The 17,479-nt window shown below is 41.0% G+C and carries 13 protein-coding genes and 2 rRNA genes; 10 read left to right on the top strand and 5 right to left on the bottom strand.

What is annotated here, in order from left to right; all coding sequences use genetic code 11:
- Together U9Q18_06020 and lgt are read left to right on the top strand one after the other, a co-directional pair.
- The coding region (locus tag U9Q18_06020; GenBank protein MEA3313913.1) for a hypothetical protein at positions 1-237 on the top strand (237 nt) is incomplete at its 5' end.
- A gap of 17 nt (positions 238-254) precedes the next feature.
- A complete protein-coding gene (gene lgt, locus U9Q18_06015; GenBank protein MEA3313912.1) occupies positions 255-1,061 on the top strand; it encodes a prolipoprotein diacylglyceryl transferase in 807 nt (268 codons plus the stop codon).
- On the opposite strand, the gene U9Q18_06010 is transcribed toward lgt, so the two are convergent.
- From U9Q18_06010 to acpS, 4 genes are read right to left on the bottom strand one after another with little or no spacing between them, the layout of a single operon-like run.
- A complete protein-coding gene (locus tag U9Q18_06010) occupies positions 1,036-1,665 on the bottom strand; it encodes an MBL fold metallo-hydrolase (GenBank protein ID MEA3313911.1) in 630 nt (209 codons plus the stop codon). The two genes, lgt and U9Q18_06010, sit on opposite strands and share 26 nt — an antisense overlap.
- Before the next feature lie 41 nt (positions 1,666-1,706).
- On the bottom strand, positions 1,707-2,711 hold the full coding sequence (locus U9Q18_06005; GenBank protein ID MEA3313910.1) for a hypothetical protein: 1,005 nt from the start codon (positions 2,709-2,711) through the stop codon (positions 1,707-1,709).
- The gene (locus U9Q18_06000) at positions 2,689-4,266 is read right to left on the bottom strand and encodes an NAD(P)H-hydrate dehydratase (GenBank protein MEA3313909.1); all 1,578 of its coding nucleotides are present in this window, start codon (positions 4,264-4,266) and stop codon (positions 2,689-2,691) included. Before U9Q18_06000 ends, U9Q18_06005 begins: the two co-directional genes overlap by 23 nt.
- Entirely contained in the window at positions 4,247-4,603 is a 357-nt protein-coding gene (acpS, locus tag U9Q18_05995; GenBank protein ID MEA3313908.1) for a holo-ACP synthase, read from the bottom strand. Before acpS ends, U9Q18_06000 begins: the two co-directional genes overlap by 20 nt.
- Positions 4,604-4,699: 96 nt before the next feature.
- On the opposite strand from acpS, the gene U9Q18_05990 reads away from it, so the two are divergent.
- The 4 genes from U9Q18_05990 to iorB are packed head-to-tail and all read left to right on the top strand — an operon-like array spanning position 4,700 to position 9,719.
- Positions 4,700-5,728 carry a bis-aminopropyl spermidine synthase family protein gene (locus tag U9Q18_05990; GenBank protein MEA3313907.1) on the top strand — a complete coding sequence of 343 codons (1,029 nt, stop codon included), beginning with the start codon at positions 4,700-4,702 and terminating at the stop codon, positions 5,726-5,728.
- A gap of 5 nt (positions 5,729-5,733) precedes the next feature.
- A complete protein-coding gene (locus tag U9Q18_05985) occupies positions 5,734-7,257 on the top strand; it encodes a YifB family Mg chelatase-like AAA ATPase (protein MEA3313906.1) in 1,524 nt (507 codons plus the stop codon).
- 9 nt (positions 7,258-7,266) lie between these two features.
- A complete protein-coding gene (gene iorA / locus U9Q18_05980) occupies positions 7,267-9,129 on the top strand; it encodes an indolepyruvate ferredoxin oxidoreductase subunit alpha (protein MEA3313905.1) in 1,863 nt (620 codons plus the stop codon).
- Positions 9,126-9,719, top strand: a complete 594-nt coding sequence (iorB, locus tag U9Q18_05975; protein ID MEA3313904.1) for an indolepyruvate ferredoxin oxidoreductase subunit beta — start codon at positions 9,126-9,128, stop codon at positions 9,717-9,719. The genes iorA and iorB overlap by 4 nt, the downstream gene beginning before the upstream one ends.
- 22 nt (positions 9,720-9,741) lie before the next feature.
- Here the strand turns inward: iorB and U9Q18_05970 are convergent, their stop codons facing one another.
- Entirely contained in the window at positions 9,742-10,206 is a 465-nt protein-coding gene (locus tag U9Q18_05970; protein MEA3313903.1) for a divergent PAP2 family protein, read from the bottom strand.
- A gap of 60 nt (positions 10,207-10,266) precedes the next feature.
- On the opposite strand from U9Q18_05970, the gene U9Q18_05965 reads away from it, so the two are divergent.
- From U9Q18_05965 to U9Q18_05950, 4 genes are all read left to right on the top strand, one after another.
- Positions 10,267-10,716 (top strand): DUF523 domain-containing protein, encoded by a 450-nt coding sequence (locus U9Q18_05965; GenBank protein MEA3313902.1) that lies wholly within the window; start codon positions 10,267-10,269, stop codon positions 10,714-10,716.
- A complete protein-coding gene (locus U9Q18_05960; GenBank protein MEA3313901.1) occupies positions 10,703-11,290 on the top strand; it encodes an epoxyqueuosine reductase QueH in 588 nt (195 codons plus the stop codon). Before U9Q18_05965 ends, U9Q18_05960 begins: the two co-directional genes overlap by 14 nt.
- A 317-nt stretch (positions 11,291-11,607) precedes the next feature.
- Positions 11,608-13,172 (top strand): 16S ribosomal RNA (locus U9Q18_05955).
- A 160-nt stretch (positions 13,173-13,332) separates the two neighbouring features.
- A 23S ribosomal RNA gene (locus U9Q18_05950) occupies positions 13,333-17,401 on the top strand.
- Together the 16S and 23S rRNA genes form the textbook arrangement of a ribosomal RNA operon.
- Positions 17,402-17,479 lie beyond the last annotated feature (78 nt).

Raw genomic sequence — 17,479 nt, 5'->3', positions numbered from 1 at the left:
TTTGTGCTGCAACTGTTGGACGAGAGAGATACAGATGCAGTGTTCCAGGGTGTAGGCGGAGGGAAGCGGTTGAAAAAGATTTTGCGGACACTTCAATCGCAGGAAACCCTTCTTTTTGGGCATACTGTGCCTATGCCTGTCGCTATGCGGGTGAGGGAGTACGGGAATGATTTTTTTGATGAAGTTCAGGAGAAGAAGGAAGATCCTTTAAAAGGAATTAACGATATTTACGGATAGGAGAGGAGGTTGTTTATATGTATCCAATTTTTATTACGGTAGGAAATTTTACAATAAGAACATATGGGGTAATAGTCGCAATTGCGATTATTGTTGCCATCTTTGTTTCACTGCACTATTCTAATAAGCTTAAGGTATTTAATGAAGATACATTCCTTGATATTGCTATATTGGCAATTGTTGGAGGGATACTCGGTGCAAGAATATGCTGGATACTTACTTCTCCGTACGTTTCATTTTATTTTGATAATCCTCAGCACATTCTTGCTGTCTGGGAAGGTGGGCTTTCATTTGAAGGGTCAGTTTTAGGCGGGATAATCGCTGTTGTTCTCTCTGTTAAAAGGTATAAAGTTTCTTTTTGGAAATTTCTTGACGTTGGAGCACCCGGGCTTGCCATAGGGTATGGCATTGGAAAATTTGCCTGTTTTTTTAATGGTTGCTGTTATGGATTGGCTGTGCCGAACTGGTGGCCTCATATCTTTCCTCTTGTAAATATTTTTACGGATCCACGTTCTGAGTGCGATGTTTTAAATACAGCTCTTTTTCCGGCGCAGTTACTTGATTCTCTTGCGGGCTGGATAGCGTTTTTTGTAATTATTTTTTACGTTATGAAACACAGAAAATATCACGGGCAAGTATTTATCTTATTTTGCTATGTATTTTCTCCGCTGCTTTTTGCGGTAGAATTTGTTCGCTATATTCCCACTCGATTTCTTTCACTTACACCCAATCAGTGGAGTGCAATAATAATGGTTGTTTCTGCTGCTATTTCCGAGCGTTTTTTAAGGAAACTACTTCCTATTCCGGATAAGGAAACGTTATAATTTGGAGGGAACTGGGAATTGTAGAAGAGGTAATTTCTAAAACATCCTTTTCTTCATATGATTTGCTCTCTAAAAAATTGTTCAGCGGAAGAATATCCAGTGTAAGAAATGGTGTCTTATAATGCATCGGGATAACTATTTTTGGGTTTAATTGTTTTATTACTTCCCATGCTTCCTCAGGCCCTATTGTATATTTTCCTCCAACTGGTACCATTACTATGTCTACTTTACCTATTTCGTTTAGTTGTTCGTCGGTGAGCAGTGTTCCCAGGTCTCCGAGATGAAGTAGCGGTATGTCTTCTGATTGGATTTTAAACATCGTTATCTTTCCGCGAAGAGACCCTTTCTGATCATCGTGATATCCGGCGATTCCCTTTATCTTTATCCCTTCAAATTCTTTTTCTACATTTCCTTTAATGACTTGTTTGTATGAAGGGACATTTTCTACTGCATTATGGTCAAAGTGCTCATGCGAAACGAGGATAATATCTACATCAGGGAAGATTGTTGTATATCCTATTGAATTATCGAATGGGTCGGTGAGGATTTTTATTCCGTTTGTTTCTATTAAAAAGCTTGAATGGCCTAACCATTGAATTTTCATATGTACCCCCTTTGTATAAATTTATTTTGCTGTAAAGTAAATTATTTCTTTTTTAATTCTTTTAAAAATCCTGCTAATGCCTCGGCGTATTTTTTTTCTTTCAATAGGTCAAAACTATTTTTCAAGTTGTCTTCTGCCTTTTTTGTTTGGATTACCTGCGGTATCTGTTCATCTTTTTCAGGAAAGATGTTTTCTATTTCTTTTTTAAAGAAGGATATGAATGGATTATCAGGACTTTTAAAAAGTTCTTTTAGCTCAATGAATTTGCCTTGTTCATCTTTTGCAATGGACGCTTGTGCTGTTTCGTCCAGATAAGGCGATAGGAAATCTACGTTAAGGATTTTTTCAAAATATTTTATTTCTTTTTCTTCTTCTGCATGAAGTTTTGCAATTTCTTTAGCAATAAACAGTGCTCTTGGGTAATTGGGATACTGCGTGAGCACAAGGTTTATATACATTTCTGCTTCTTCTATTCTATCTGCTCTATACAGTGTTTCTGCAATGGATGTCTTAAATATTGGATTTTCCGGATCTTGCTGGATGGCGTCTTGAATTTTCTTTACAAGCGGCCCTTCTTTTTTGTATATGTTATCTGGAATGATGTACAGGTCCTTTTCCTTTTCTAATTCTTCTTTTTTAAAAATTAGTTTGCTTAGAAAGATGTTTTTTTCTGTATCAGGCAAGAAAAGATAAGCTTTTTTTATTTCGCTGAGATAGTCCCTGCCCTCTTTTTTCCCTATTAAACTGTTTAGTAGATGGGTATAAGCATTTTCCGGGTCAATAGAAAAATTAAGTTTTACCTGGATCTTACTGTTTGCAATGTCCCCTGTTCCTATGTAGCCCAAAAGATGAAAATTTTCTATTAATATATTACTTTGTATGTTGCTGTTTATTGAAAAGTATGTGGCATATTCCAGGATTTCGTTGTATTTTTTGGCAAGAGAAAGGTACGAAAGAAGCAAAATGTTTGCCAATAGATCTAATGGTTTGGTTTCTACTATTTTTGTGTAAATATCGATATTGTCAAATAAGATATATTCTTTCATAGTTTGTTTCCTTTATTGTTTTATAATTTTCTTTATAGTATTTTATTGCACCTGGCAACCCTTCTAAAATATCCGTTGCTGTTATTCCGTCTATTCCTTTTTCTTTTGCTTTTAAGTCCCCCGAGATTCCATGTATGAATACGCCGGTTCTTGATGCACTTTCTACGGGTAGTTTAAGTCCGTACATTGCAGCAATCGTGCCAGTTAAGACATCTCCGCTTCCTGCTGTGGCCATCCCTGGGTTTCCAGACAGATTGATAAAAATTTTACCGTCTTTCATGCCTATTAATGTGAATGCTCCTTTCAAAATGATTGTTGTATTGAGTTCTTGTGCACTTTCTTGAAGAATTTTGATGCGGTTTTTCTTTATTTCATTTATCTTTCTTTTTGTGATTTTTTCAAACTCTCCCATATGAGGTGTAATAATAGTTTCCGCTTTTCTTTTTTTGAGTATTTTTATCTCTTCTGAAATAGCCGTTAATCCGTCTCCGTCAATAATGATTGGTTTACCTACTTGTTTCACAAATTCTTTTACAAATTTTTTTGTTTCTTTTTCAAGAGTTACGCCGGAGCCAATAGCTACAATGTCCATTTGCTCGGATAGCTTTAGAAGATTATCAAGATTTTGCATTGAAATAGATTGTTCTTTAGTTTCCTGAGCAGGCATCATTATTACTTCGCTTGCCTTCATTGCAATAAACGGTGCGATGCTTTTAGGCGTTGCAAGATACGATAACCCACCGCCTGATTTGAGGAATGCGTATGAGCAAAACATTGGCGCGCCAAGATAATTTTTACTGCCCGCTATAAACAGCGCTTTTCCATAGCTCCCTTTGTGTGTGTCTTTTTTCCTTGTCGGAAGTTCTACTGGCGTGTTCAGCTGAACGTTTATTTCTGGATTTTCATATAGCGACGGAGGATATGATATGTGAGAAACATACAGTTTTCCAGTATGTTCTGCTCCGGGATAGAGAAAGTGCCCTCTTTTTGGCAGACCAAAGGTAACAGTGTAATCTGCTTTTACTGCGAGACCCATCACTTCGCCTCCGTCGCCATTAATGCCGGATGGTATGTCAATGCTTATAACCGTTTTATTGCTGAGATTGATTCCCTGAAGGATTTCTTTGTGTATTCCGCTAATTTTTCTTGACAGACCTGTCCCGAATATGGCATCTATTATTACATCTGACTTCTCTATACTGGTTTCTACAATTCTGTCAAAGAACTCTATATTGTATTGTTCAATGGGGAATCCGTTTAATCGGGTATAATTTTTCTTTGCTGCCCCTTTTAATTTGTTTTTGTCTCCTATAAAAAAGAGAGATACTTTTGCTCCTGTTGATGAAAGCTTTCTTGCTACTACAAAGCCATCTCCTCCGTTATTGCCGGGACCGGCAAATATAACAAATCTTTTTTCTCTCATGCCTATCTCGTTTTCAATGACGTGAAAAACTGCGTTTCCAGCGTTTTCCATCAAAATTTCCTGTGAAATGCCAAATTTTTTCTCTGCATTTTTGTCGAGATTTGTTATTTCATCAACCGATGCAACTTTCATGTCCATCCTCCCTTATGATAGCCATTGCTATGGCATATTCTCGTTCATGCGAAATTGATACAAGAATATTTTCTTTGCCGGCAACAAACGGCTCTCCATCCTTTCTTCTTAAAATTTCTATATCCTTTGCCGACAGATGTTTCTTAGTTGCTTTTATAACTGCCTCTTTTGCGGCGAATCTTCCGGCAAAATTTTCTATACTATTTTTATTGTTTTGAAAATTATTAATTTCTTTTTCAGTAAATATCCTATTTAAGAAACGGTCTCCGTATTTTGCTACCATTTCTTTCATCCTTTTTATACTTATAATATCTATTCCGATTCCCTTTATCTCCATCACATTATTATACTTGTAATAAGAGTTTTTGTAAAACAGATAAATTGTTGTAAAATGGATTGTTCGCCAATAATTTTTTTGAGAAGGGAGGTTTTTGTGGATAGAACAGAAGAACAACTTTTACGTACTTTGCTTAAATCAAGCAAATCACTCTGGGAATTAATCAATCATCAGGATGGGGATATCAAGCATACAATTGAGACACTGAATAAATTTAAAAACAATGACCTGATTAGGTCTGATGAAGACAGGATTGCTCTTACAGAGAAAGGGATTGTATTAGCACGCGAATACATGATTTCCCCTGAGAGAGATTTTACTTGTTCTTATTGCGAAGGCACAGGTTATGTGGCAAGCAATCTGTTTAGCGCTGCTACTAACAAATTTAAAGAAGTATTTAAAGAAAGGCCCAGAGCAATTGCGGATTTTGATCAAGGGATTGTTCCGCCGGAGGTTTCTATGAGACGTGCAGAATTTGTTTACCAGAGGGGAGATCTTGAGAACAAAAGGATTTTTTTTCTTGGAGACGATGATCTTACCAGCATTGCAATGGCATTAACCGGTCTTCCCGATGAAATATGTGTTGTAGAAATTGATAGCCGTATTGTGGATTATATAAATAGCATAGCTGACAAAATGTTTTTGAATGTTAAGGCCGAGTTTTTTGATGCAAGAAAGCCCTTGCGAAAAGAACTCTACGGCAAATTTGATACTTTTCTCACTGATCCTGTGGAAACCGTTCCAGGGATAAGGCTTTTTGTATCACGTTGCGTTGCAGCACTTCAAGGCAAAGGCAGTGCTGGCTATTTTGGTCTGAGCCATTATGAATCTTCTCTTAAAAAGTGGTTCGGCGTTGAGAAGGATTTGCTAAATACAAATCTCGTTATCACTGATGTTGTCCGTGATTTTAATAAATATTTGCTTGTTGGCGAGAGAATTATCGAAAAAGGATTCAGGGTGGTAAAAGAAGCGCCTTTCAAGGTAAAAGCGCCTAATTATCCCTGGTATCGATCTACATTTTTTAGAGTGGAACTTGTCGATAAACCCCACCTTTTAATCACAGAAGAGGTGGAGTGGGAACGTGAACTTTATTTTGATGAAGACACATACGTAGCTCTTCCATAGATGAGATGCTTGCTAAAATAAAGAGTGTTTCACTTAGAGGGCTTGAAGAGATAGACGTAATCGTTGAGGTAGACATTTCTCCTGGGCTTCCGACGTTTACTATTGTGGGTTTACCTGACGAAGCAGTAAAAGAAGCAAGAGAAAGAGTGCGCTCTGCAATTAAAAATACTGGTTTTGAATTTCCAATGCGTCGCATTACTGTTAATCTTGCGCCTGCTGAGGTGAGAAAAGAAGGCTCAATATATGATTTGCCAATTGCAATAGGGATTCTTACGGCAACAGAGGTAATACATTCTGCTGAAAGAGTTGCTCAATTCCATTTTGCAGGAGAGCTTTCTCTGAATGGCGGAGTAAGGAAAATTTCTGGAGCACTTCCTATGGCAATTGGGCTCTCTGGTAAAGGGCATGCTAATTTTATCACACCATTAGACAATAGAAGAGAAGTGGAGATTATAGATGGCGTGGATTGTTATCCTGTAAAGCACTTGAAAGAAGCAGTGGAATTTCTTAATGAGGACAGGGAAATTATGCCTGAACATATCGATATTAAAGATGAGCTAGCAAAAGGTGTTGTACATGATGAATTAGATTTTGCAGATATCAAAGGGCAGTTCCAGGCAAAGAGGGCAATGGAAATTGCTGCAGCTGGAGGGCATAATATTATTATGATGGGCTCTCCCGGGTGCGGAAAAACAATGATTGCGAGGATGCTTCCTACAATTCTTCCTCCGTTAACACTGGAAGAAGCTATGGAAGTTACGCAAATATATAGTATCGCAGGGTTTTTGAGAGATGGCATTATAATGGAACGGACGTTTCGTTCTCCTCACCATACTGCATCTTCTGCTGCCATTATCGGAGGAGGGAATGTGCCAAAGCCCGGCGAAATAAGTTTATCCCACCATGGAGTGCTGTTTTTAGATGAGCTGCCTGAGTTTAAAAGAAGCGTGCTTGAAGTATTAAGGCAGCCGATGGAAGACGGATTTGTTACAGTGTCGCGCGTAAGGATGAGTATTACTTATCCATCTCGTTTTATGCTTGTTGCGGCAATGAATCCATGTCCTTGCGGCTGGTATGGGGATACTGTACACGTTTGTAATTGCAGTGTATATGATATTAAGAGATACAGGAACAGGATTTCGGGGCCTCTCTGGGATAGATTTGATATTCAGCTTGAAATGCCCAGGCTTTTTCCTGAGGAACTGGTGAATAAACCAAAAGGAGAATCTTCAGCTGACATAAGGAAAAGAGTGATAAGTGCGAGAAAATTACAGCAAGACCGCTACGAAGGTAAAAGAATTTTTTCAAATGCACAGCTTACACCTGGATTGTTAAAGGAATTTGTGCCTTTAGATAGTGAGGAGAAGAGCTTTCTTCGCACTGCGTCAGAAAAACTTGGTCTTACAGGCAGAGGATTTGATAGAATTAAAAGATTGGCAAGAACAATTGCAGATTTGGAAGGTGAAAAAAAGGTTGCACTACCTCACATTGCTGAGGCGCTGCAGTATAGAATTGATTTGAGTATTTAGGAGGCAGATATGAATGTAACTAAGATTCTTGCAGGGAAAAAGGAAGACAAATTATTTCTTCTTGGAAACGAGGCAGCTGTGCGTGGCGCTCTTGAAGGAGGCGTATCTTTTGTTTCTACATATCCAGGCACTCCTTCTTCGGAAATCGGAGATGTATTTTCAAAGTTAGCCAGAGAAGCAGGTGTTTATTTTGAATACTCTACAAACGAGAAAGTGGCGGTAGAAGTGTCTGCTGCTGCGGCTGCTGCCGGGCTGAGGTCATTTGTGTTTATGAAGCATGTAGGATTAAACGTCGCAGCAGATTCTTTTATGTCTACTGCTTATCTTGGTGTAAAAAAAGGGATGATTATTCTCACTGCTGATGATCCTTCGATGTATTCATCACAAAATGAACAGGATAATCGTATATATGCGCGGATTGCCGGTATTCCTTTGCTTGAACCTGCGGACCCACAGGAAGTAAAAGATCTTATGAAATTTGGTTTTGAACTCTCCGAACAGATACATTTGCCTGTTTTAATGCGAACTACAACGCGTGTTTCTCACATGAGAGGCATTGTCCATCTTAATGATGTAATACCTCCAGAGGGCAAAGGGTTTTTTGAAAAAGCACCTTCTCGCTATGTGCCTGTTCCTGCTAATGCCGTGAGAATGCGTAAAGAGCTGTTGGATAAGCTCGCAAAAGCCGAAAAGATAGCTGATAGTACGCAGGTGAATAAGGTGTATGATTTTGGAGACGAATTTGGCATCATCACAAGCGGTGGTGCTTTTAACTATGTAATGGATGTCGTTAAGGAAAATAATATTCCTGCAAAAATACTGAAACTTGCGTTTACTTACCCATTTCCACAGCAGCTTGTAAAAGAATTTCTTTTTACGGCAAAAAATGTGCTTATCGTTGAAGAAGTAGAGCCTGTGATGGAAAAAGAAGTACTTGCAATTGCCGGGAAATATAAGATTCCAGTTGATGTGTACGGAAAACTTACCGACACGCTTCCCCGTATTTATGAGTATTCCCCTGACATTGTAAAAAACGGAATAAAGAAAATTAGCGAACATACTATTAAGAAACGGAGATATTTAAAAACAGATATAACGCTTCCTATTCGTCCACCGATTCTTTGTGCAGGCTGTCCTCACCGCGCGACATACTTTGCCGTGAAAGAAGCGATTAAAAAACTTAAGCTGAAAGACGTGATTTTTCCTACTGATATTGGCTGTTATACGCTGGGTATTCAGCCGCCGTACGAAATGGCCGATTACTTGCTTTCTATGGGTTCAAGTATCGGCACAGGAACGGGTTTTTCTTATGCTACAGACCAAAAGATAGTAAGTTTTATTGGCGATTCTACATTTTTTCATGCTGGCCTTCCCGGGCTTGTCAATGCAGTACACAATAAGGCTAATTTGTTGATCGTTGTAATGGACAATAGAACGACTGCGATGACTGGCAGGCAGCCGAGCCCTTCTGAACCTGTTAATGGGATGGGAGAAACGGCACCAGAAATTTCTATTGAAAATAGTGCAAAAGGGATTGGAGTAGAGTTTGTTAAAACTGTTGACCCGTACAGCCTTGCAAAAGCAAAGGAAGTTTTTGAGGAGGCACTTAAGCATGATGGGGTTTCCGTTGTCATATCAAAGCATCCCTGCGCACTGATAACGGATACAGGAAGAAAAAAGAAAAATTTATTAATGACATTTACCATTAATCAGGACAAATGCACGAAGTGTATGGTTTGCGTGAAAGATTGGACCTGCCCTGCTTTCTATGTGGGAAAGGATGACACTGTTCATATTGATCCTCTTATCTGTGATGGGTGTGGTGTGTGTGTTCAGGTTTGTCCTGGAAAAGCGATAGAGGTGAGAAAATGAAAACATATAAAATTCATCTTGCTGGTGTTGGGGGGCAAGGCACAATAAAGGCTTCTTCAATTATTGGCGAAGCTGCTATGAAAAAAGGTATAAATGTAGTGATGAGTGAATTACATGGGATGGCACAGCGTGGAGGGGTAGTAACAACTGAAGTAAAGATTGGCGATGCACATAGTCCTGTCATTGAAAATGGCGATGCAGATTTAATTATTGGTTTTGAACCTGCAGAAGTTTTACGTTCAATAAAAAAAGCAGGCGGAAAGACATTTGTGATAATGAATTCTGCACGTATTGTGCCTTTTACCGTCTCTCTTGGAATGTCAACATATCCGGATAATCCATTGCTCATTAAAGAAGCAATAAAAAAATTCAGTTATCTTTATATCATCGATGCAAAAAAACTGGCAAAAAGGGCAGGAAATATTATGTCGCTTAATATGGTTTTGCTGGGAAGCGCTGTTGCTATGCCAGAGTTTCCTTTGGGATATGAAGAAATAGTCCAATCCATGAAGGAAAGCTTGCCGGAAAAAACTATTGAAATAAACCTTAAAGCATTTGACCTTGGGTTTGAAGGAATAAAAAATATGTGATTGCTTTCTCTACTGAACTATTTTATAAGTATAATATAATATCTATTGCTGCTATAATAATGCCCCAGATAAATCCTGCTGCGACTTCTAATCCAGTATGGCCAATAAGTTCTTCAAAGATTTTTATGTCAATTACTTCACGCAGTTTTTTACCCCATGCTGTTTCCCAGAAGATTTCATTCATTGTTTTGGAATGCTCTCCCACTTCTCTTCTCAGGGAAAGGGCATCAACAACTATTATTGATGCTATAAGGAATGAAATTGTAAAGTAAGGGGAGCCCAGTCCGTATCGTACACCCAGCAGTAGTGTAAGTGTTGTTACTGCTGCTGTGTGGGAACTTGGATTGCCACCTGGTGAAACTGCAAGGCGCCAATTTATTTTTTTCTTTTGTGCAAAGTAAAATATTACTTTCAATAGTTGCGCGCTGAGACTTGAGATAACTGAAAATATTAAAATATCATTTGTAAAGAGCTCTTTTACCCACATTTTTTCCTCTTGCTTATAATAAATTTTTAATTTTTTATATAAAGACATTATAATACTTTTGTGAAAAAAATAATACTAGTTAGTGCTTGTTTGTTGGGGCTCAACACCCGGCATGATGGGAAAAATAGCGTAAGCAAAGGCGTGCTTGTGCTTAAAGATAAGTATTTGATGATTCCTGTTTGTCCTGAACAGTTGGGCGGTTTACCCACACCAAGGATGGCAGCAGAAATTCAAAGTAATAGAAAGGTATTGAAAGAGAACGGAGAGGATACTACTGAAATATTTTTGAATGGGGCAAAAGAGGTATTGGAACTAGCAAAACTTTATAAAATAAAATTTGCTCTGTTAAAGGATGGAAGCCCGTCTTGCGGAAGCCATTCTGTTTATGATGGAACATTTATCGGTACTAAAATTAAAGGAGAAGGTATTACTACAGAACTTTTGAAGAAGAACGGAATAAAAGTATTTTCTGAAGATGATATAGAAGAGTTGACAGATGAAATTGGATAAGACCGACATTCCTTACGGAAATTTTGAAAAAGTGCTTCTTCATATCTGTTGTGCTCCGGATGCGACATACCCTTTTTTGTATTTAAGAGGTAGACATTACAGAGTGACGGGGTTTTTCTATAACCCAAACATACACCCCTTAAGTGAGTATGAGAAAAGGCTGGAAGAAATTATACGCTTTTCCCGTGTTGCCGGCATGGATCTTGAGGCAGGCAAGTATGACAAGGATAATTGGTTTGAGCTCATAAAAGGCACTGAAAATGAACCTGAAGGTGGGAAACGGTGCTACATTTGCTATAAGATGCGTCTTGAAGAAACAGCACGAATTGCAAAAGAAAAAGGATTTGACTATTTTACTACCACACTTACTATAAGTCCGCACAAAAACATTAAGTGGATCTTTGAAATAGGAGAACAGATTGGAAACAAATATGGAGTAAAATTTCTTAAAGCGAACTTTAAAAAAAGAAACGGATTTAAATCCAGCATTGTATTGAGCAAATACTATAAAATGTACCGGCAAAACTATTGCGGATGCGTGTTCTCAAAGATTAAAAAAGAAATAATCATTTAAATACCGTGTTTATTATGAAAGCATCTCGATATTGAGATTTTTTATTCAAATTTTTGAAAACTTTTTTCTCTATATTTAAGAAAGTGTAGATTTTATCAAGTTTTTATACGTGTAGAAATTTTTTGGAAAAATTCTTTGAAATCTATTGACAGGAAGTTTTAATTTGTTATGATATTTTTCGTTGGGTGTATATCGCATAAAAAGACAGCTTCGAAAATACCCTTGACTTGTACTAAAAAAAGCATATAATAATTATGCTAAAATATTTAAAAGTGGATTGTACCTTGAAAACTAAACAGCGAAAGTAAGGTATTAATTTTTCGGAGAGTTTGATCCTGGCTCAGGATGAACGCTGGCGGCGTGCCTTACACATGCAAGTCGAGCGAGAGTTTTTTGATGGGGCAACCCATTGGGAAGTTCTAGCGGCAAACGGGTGAGTAATAGATGGGTAACCTACCCTAAAGACGGGGATAGCCTTCTGAAAAGAAGGGTAATACCCGATAATGTTGACAGACTTAGGTTTGTCAAAGAAAGATGGCCTCTGTTTCATGCTATCACTTTTGGACGGGCTCATCTCCTATCAGCTAGTTGGTGAGGTAATGGCTTACCAAGGCGACGACGGGTAGTTGGTCTGAGAGGATGGACAGCCACATTGGGACTGAGACACGGCCCAGACTCCCACGGGAGGCAGCAGTGGGGAATATTGGTCAATGGGCGAAAGCCTGAACCAGCGACGTCGCGTGGAGGATGAAGGCCGCAAGGTTGTAAACTCCTTTTATTAAGGAAAAAGGGATAGCTCTCAAATAGAGAACTATTCTTGATGGTACTTTTTGAATAAGCCCCAGCTAACTACGTGCCAGCAGCTGCGGTAATACGTAGGGGGCGAGCGTTATCCGGAATTACTGGGTGTAAAGGGTATGCAGGCGGATTGACAAGTTGAATGTAAAAACTCAGAGCTTAACTCTGAGCTCGCATTCAAAACTGTTAATCTAGAGAGCAGTAGAGGGAAGTGGAATTCCAGGTGTAGCGGTAAAATGCTTAGATATCTGGAAGAACACCAGTGGCGAAAGCGGCTTCCTGGGCTGTCTCTGACGCTCATATACGAAAGCTAGGGGAGCAAACAGGATTAGATACCCTGGTAGTCCTAGCCGTAAACGATGGATGCTTGGTGTTGGGGAGGTTGCTTCTCAGTGCCGGAGCTCACGTGTTAAGCATCCCACCTGGGAAGTACGACCGCAAGGTTAAAACTCAAAGGAATTGACGGGGCCCCGCACAAGCAGCGAGGCATGTGGTTTAATTCGATGCTACACGAAGAACCTTACCTGGGCTTGACATGCACGAGAAAGCTGGAAGAAACTCCGGCCCTTTCAGAGAGTAATCTCTGCTACCCGTGCACAGGTGCTGCATGGTTGTCGTCAGCTCGTGTCGTGAGATGTACGGTTAAGTCCGTGAACGAGCGCAACCCCTATCCTTAGTTGCTAATAGGCTTCGGTCTATGCACTCTAAGGAGACTGCCAGCGGAAAGCTGGAGGAAGGTGGGGATGACGTCAAATCCTCATGGCCTTTATGTCCAGGGCTACACACATGCGACAATGGTCCATACAAAGTGTTGCTAACCAGTAATGGGGAGCTAATCGCAAAAAGTGGACCTCAGTACGGATTGAGGGTTGCAATTCACCCTCATGAAGCTGGAGTTGCTAGTAACCGCAGGTCAGCTATACTGCGGTGAATGCGTTCCCGGGGCTTGTACACACCGCCCGTCACACCACCCGAGTTGTGTGTACCCGAAGTGGCTCTGTGAGTCACGAAGGTGTGCATGATAAGGAGGGTGAAGTCGTAACAAGGTAGGTGTACGAGAACGTGCGCCTGGATCACCTCCTTTCTAGGGAGCATTTTTAGGTGTGTTTTATTAACATACTTCGAGAAAATATAATATATTTGAAGCTATCCTTGCTTATCGCTGTTTAGTTTTGAGGGAATAATCCCCTCAATTTGTAGATTTATAGTTTAATAGATTGTACCTTGAAAACTGTATGTAGGTGTAGTAAATAAGTAAGGGCGTATAGTGAATGCCTTGGCGTACGGAGCCGATGAAGGACGCAGAAAGCTTGCGATAGGCCTCGGGGAGTTGCATAACAAACTTTGATCCGAGGATTTCCGAATGGGGAAACCCAGCAGGGAGAAATCTCTGTTATCTTTACCTGAATATATAGGGCAAAGAGGGTAAGCGAGGGAACTGAAACATCTTAGTACCTCGATGAAAGGAAAACAAAAGTGATTCCCTTAGTAGTGGTGAGCGAAATGGGAAGAGCCTAAACCATTTATGTGTAGAAGCTGGCAGGCGTTGCATAGATGGGGTTGTAGGGAGATTTAATCCTGCGCTGCTGAGCAGGTATGGAGTCAGAAATGAATTGATTAGTCGAACACTCTTGAAAGGGTGGCCAAAGAGGGTGACAGCCCCGTAGGCGAAAATTAATTCACTCCTATAAATCTTTCCTAAGTACCGCGGGACACGTGGAATCTTGCGGGAAGCTAGGAGGACCATCTCCTAAGGCTAAATACTCCGACGACCGATAGTGAACAAAGTACCGTGAGGGAAAGGTGAAAAGAACCCCGGAAGGGGAGTGAAATAGAACCTGAAACTATATGCCTACAATCGGTAGGAGGGCTATGAAATGGCAACATTTCAGCCTGACTGCCTGCCTATTGAAGAATGAGCCAAGGAGTTATGGGTAGTGGCAAGGTTAAGGGATGATACCCGGAGCCGTAGTGAAAGCGAGCCTGAATAGGGCGTTAGTCGCTGTCCGTAGACCCGAAACCAGGTGGTCAATCCATGGTCAGGATAAAACGAGCGTAAGAACTCGTGGAAGTCCGAACCGGTTGGGGGAAAAAACTCATCGGATGAACTGTGGATAGCAGAGAAATTCTAACCGAACCTGGAGATAGCTGGTTCTCTCCGAAATGCATTTAGGTGCAGCGGTAGGTAATTCGCAAGTGGGGGTAGAGCACTGGATGAGCTAGGGATCCTACCAGATTTCCAAACTCAACCAAACTCCGAATACCATTTGTTTTTACCCTACCAGTGAGTCGGCGGGTACTAAGATCCGTCGTCGAGAGGGGAACAACCCAGATCATCTGCTAAGGTCCCTAAAATAGACTGAGTGTTCAGAAAGGATGTGGAATTGCTTAGACAGCTAGGAGGTTAGCTCAGAAGCAGCTACCCTTCAAAGAGTGCGTAACAGCTCACTAGTCGAGCGGTTCTGCGCCGAAAATGTAACGGGACTAAGTCTATTACCGAAGCAGTGGGCTTAAGACGTCTTCGGATGTCTTGAGCGGTAGGAGAGCGTTCCTATTGCAGAGAAGGTATACCGTAAGGAGTACTGGAGCGATAGGAAGTGAGAATCTTGGCTTAAGTAACGAAAAACAGGGTGAGAATCCCTGTCGTCGTAAATCTAAGGTTTCCTGGGGAAGGTTTGTCCGCCCAGGGTTAGTCGGTCCTAAGCCGAGGCCGAAAGGCGTAGGCGATGGACAACAGGTTAATATTCCTGTACCATGTATCTTCCGCTATCAGGATGGGGTGGTGGAGAAGGATAGGTTAAGCGCGGTTTTGGTTGTCCGCGTCCAAGCTCGTAGGAGGCATCCGGAGGTAAATCCCTGGATGTATTAAACTCTGAGAAGCGATGGGGAGCCGCAAGGCGAAGTAGCTGATTCCATACTCACAAGAAAAACCTCTAACGAGGAAGATATGTGTCCGTACCGCAATCCAACACAGGTAGATGAGGAGAATGCTCCTAAGACGTACGAAAGAACCCTCTTTAAGGAACTCGGCAAAATTGCCCCGTAACTTCGGGAGAAGGGGTGCCTGGAAAGGTGAAGGTAAATGCTTACCTTTGCGATTCTGGGTCTCAGTAAATAGGTTCAAGCGACTGTTTAACAAAAACACAGGTCTCTGCTAAGTCGTAAAGACGATGTATAGGGGCCGACGCTTGCCCAGTGCTGGAAGGTTACAGGGAGGGGTTAGCAGATTTCGGTCTGCAAAGCTCTGAACTTAAGCCCCAGTGAACGGCGGCCGTAACTATAGGTTGGACGCTGTAGTTATAAAACTCAGCTAAATGCTGGAAAATCCGGTTAGTATCTGGCACTACGAGAGTTAATCTCCGTGACAATGTGACCAGTGTGGACAATCAGCAGGAAAGACTTTTAAGTAAAGGAGGAAATATGAGTGAAAAAAAGATAAATATTCCTCCAAAGATAGGATGGTATCTTGCAGGATTTGCAGATGGCAAAGGTAGTTTCAACGTTTCTTTTAGACCGAGGGAAAATTATAGGAATAAATGGAAAATTTCCCTTTCCTTTAATGTCTCTCAAGATGAAAAGTTAATTCTTACGCTATTTAAGAGATACCTTGGATGTGGAACTCTAAGAATGAGAGAAGATGGCATTTGGTACTATGAAGTAACAAGTGTTAATGCTCTCTCTGAAAAAGTTATACCATTTTTTAAGAAGTTTCACTTCCTCTCACAAAAAAAGAAGAAAGCTTTCTCGAAATTTAAAGGAGTGCTTGAAATGGTTTTAAATGGCGAGCACTTAACAGAGGATGGCATCAAAAAAATTGCAAAATTACGTGAAGAAATAAATGGTGACCATTCTAAGAGAAAGTATAATTCAAAAGAGATCATATCTTCTCTGGAAGAATCCTCAGAGACTATACGCTGAGCACCCATTTGGGTGATGATATAGTCCGGTCTCCATAGCGATATGGAGTATTGGCTGAAGTTTAGCCAATTGTCCTTACAGATTTTTTAAGGGCAACATAAACGAACGGTCCTAAGGTAGCGAAATACCTTGTCGGGTAAGTTCCGACGCGCATGAAAAGCGTAACGACTTGAACGCTGTCTCAAAGAGGGATTCGGTGAAATAGCAGTGCCCGTGCAGATGCGGGCTACTTGCAGCAGGACGGAAAGACCCCGTAGAGCTTTACTATAACCTGATATTGAATTTTGGCATATTGCGTATAGGATAGGTGGGAGACTTTGAACCCGGAACGCTAGTTTCGGGGGAGTCATCCTTGGAATACCACCCTTAATATGCTGAGGTTCTAACTCTATACCCTGAATCGGGTAGGAGGACAATGTCAGGCGGGTAGTTTGACTGGGGCGGTCGCCTCAACAGTGGGGCCCTTTAGCAGCAATGCTAAATGCAAATCTGGCTATATGCGGGAAAATCTGTTCCCTAAAAGGGATGCAGAATCCAGAGATACTTTTAATAGTAAAAATGCTCTGGTGCAGACAATCCGCAGGGAAGTTCCTAAGTGGAACCCCTCAACGACTAAACGCCAGACATCCTTAAAGGATGGTGATATAGTCTGAACTCGTATGCGAATACGAGCCCGTATTAAAGGGAGTCCAGTATTACTTTTAGTATATAACATAAGATATCCGAAAAACTGGATTAACATAATTGCCTAAAGAGTAACGGAGGCGCCCAAAGGTTCCCTCAGGCTGGTTGGAAATCAGCCATCGAGTGCAAAGGCATAAGGGAGCTTGACTGCATAGACTGACAGGTCGAACAGGCACGAAAGTGGGGCTTAATGATCCGGTGGTTGTGTATGGAAACGCCATCGCTCAACGGATAAAAGCTACCTCGGGGATAACAGGCTTATCTCTCCCAAGAGTCCATATCGACGGGGAGGATTGGCACCTCGATGTCGGCTCGTCGTATCCTGGGGCTGAACAAGGTCCCAAGGGTTTGGCTGTTCGCCAATTAAAACGGCACGCGAGCTGGGTTCAGAACGTCGTGAGACAGTTCGGTCCTAATCCGCTGTAAGCGCAGGAGATTTGAGGGGGTTTCCCCGTAGTACGAGAGGACCCGGGGAAGGAAACCGCTGGTGTACCAGTTGTCCCACCAGGGGCACGAGCTGGGTAGCTAAGTTTCTACCAGATAAATGCTGAAAGCATCTAAAGCGTGAAGCTGACCTCAAGATAAGATCTCCCATCCTTTCCTTCGGGAAGGGAGTAAGACCCCTTGTAGACCACGAGGTTGATAGGCACGAGGTGTAAGCACAGTAATGTGTTGAGCTGACGTGTACTAATAGGTCGAGGATTTACTACACCTTATACAGTTTTAAGGGTACAATTTAGAGTGCCCTGGTGACCATACCGAAGGGGAAACACCCGTTTCCATTCCGAA

It is taken from the genome of Caldisericota bacterium (genome assembly GCA_034717215.1).
Classification (GTDB): domain Bacteria; phylum Caldisericota; class Caldisericia; order Caldisericales; family Caldisericaceae; genus UBA646.
This window is presented reverse-complemented; position numbering and strand designations above follow the sequence as displayed.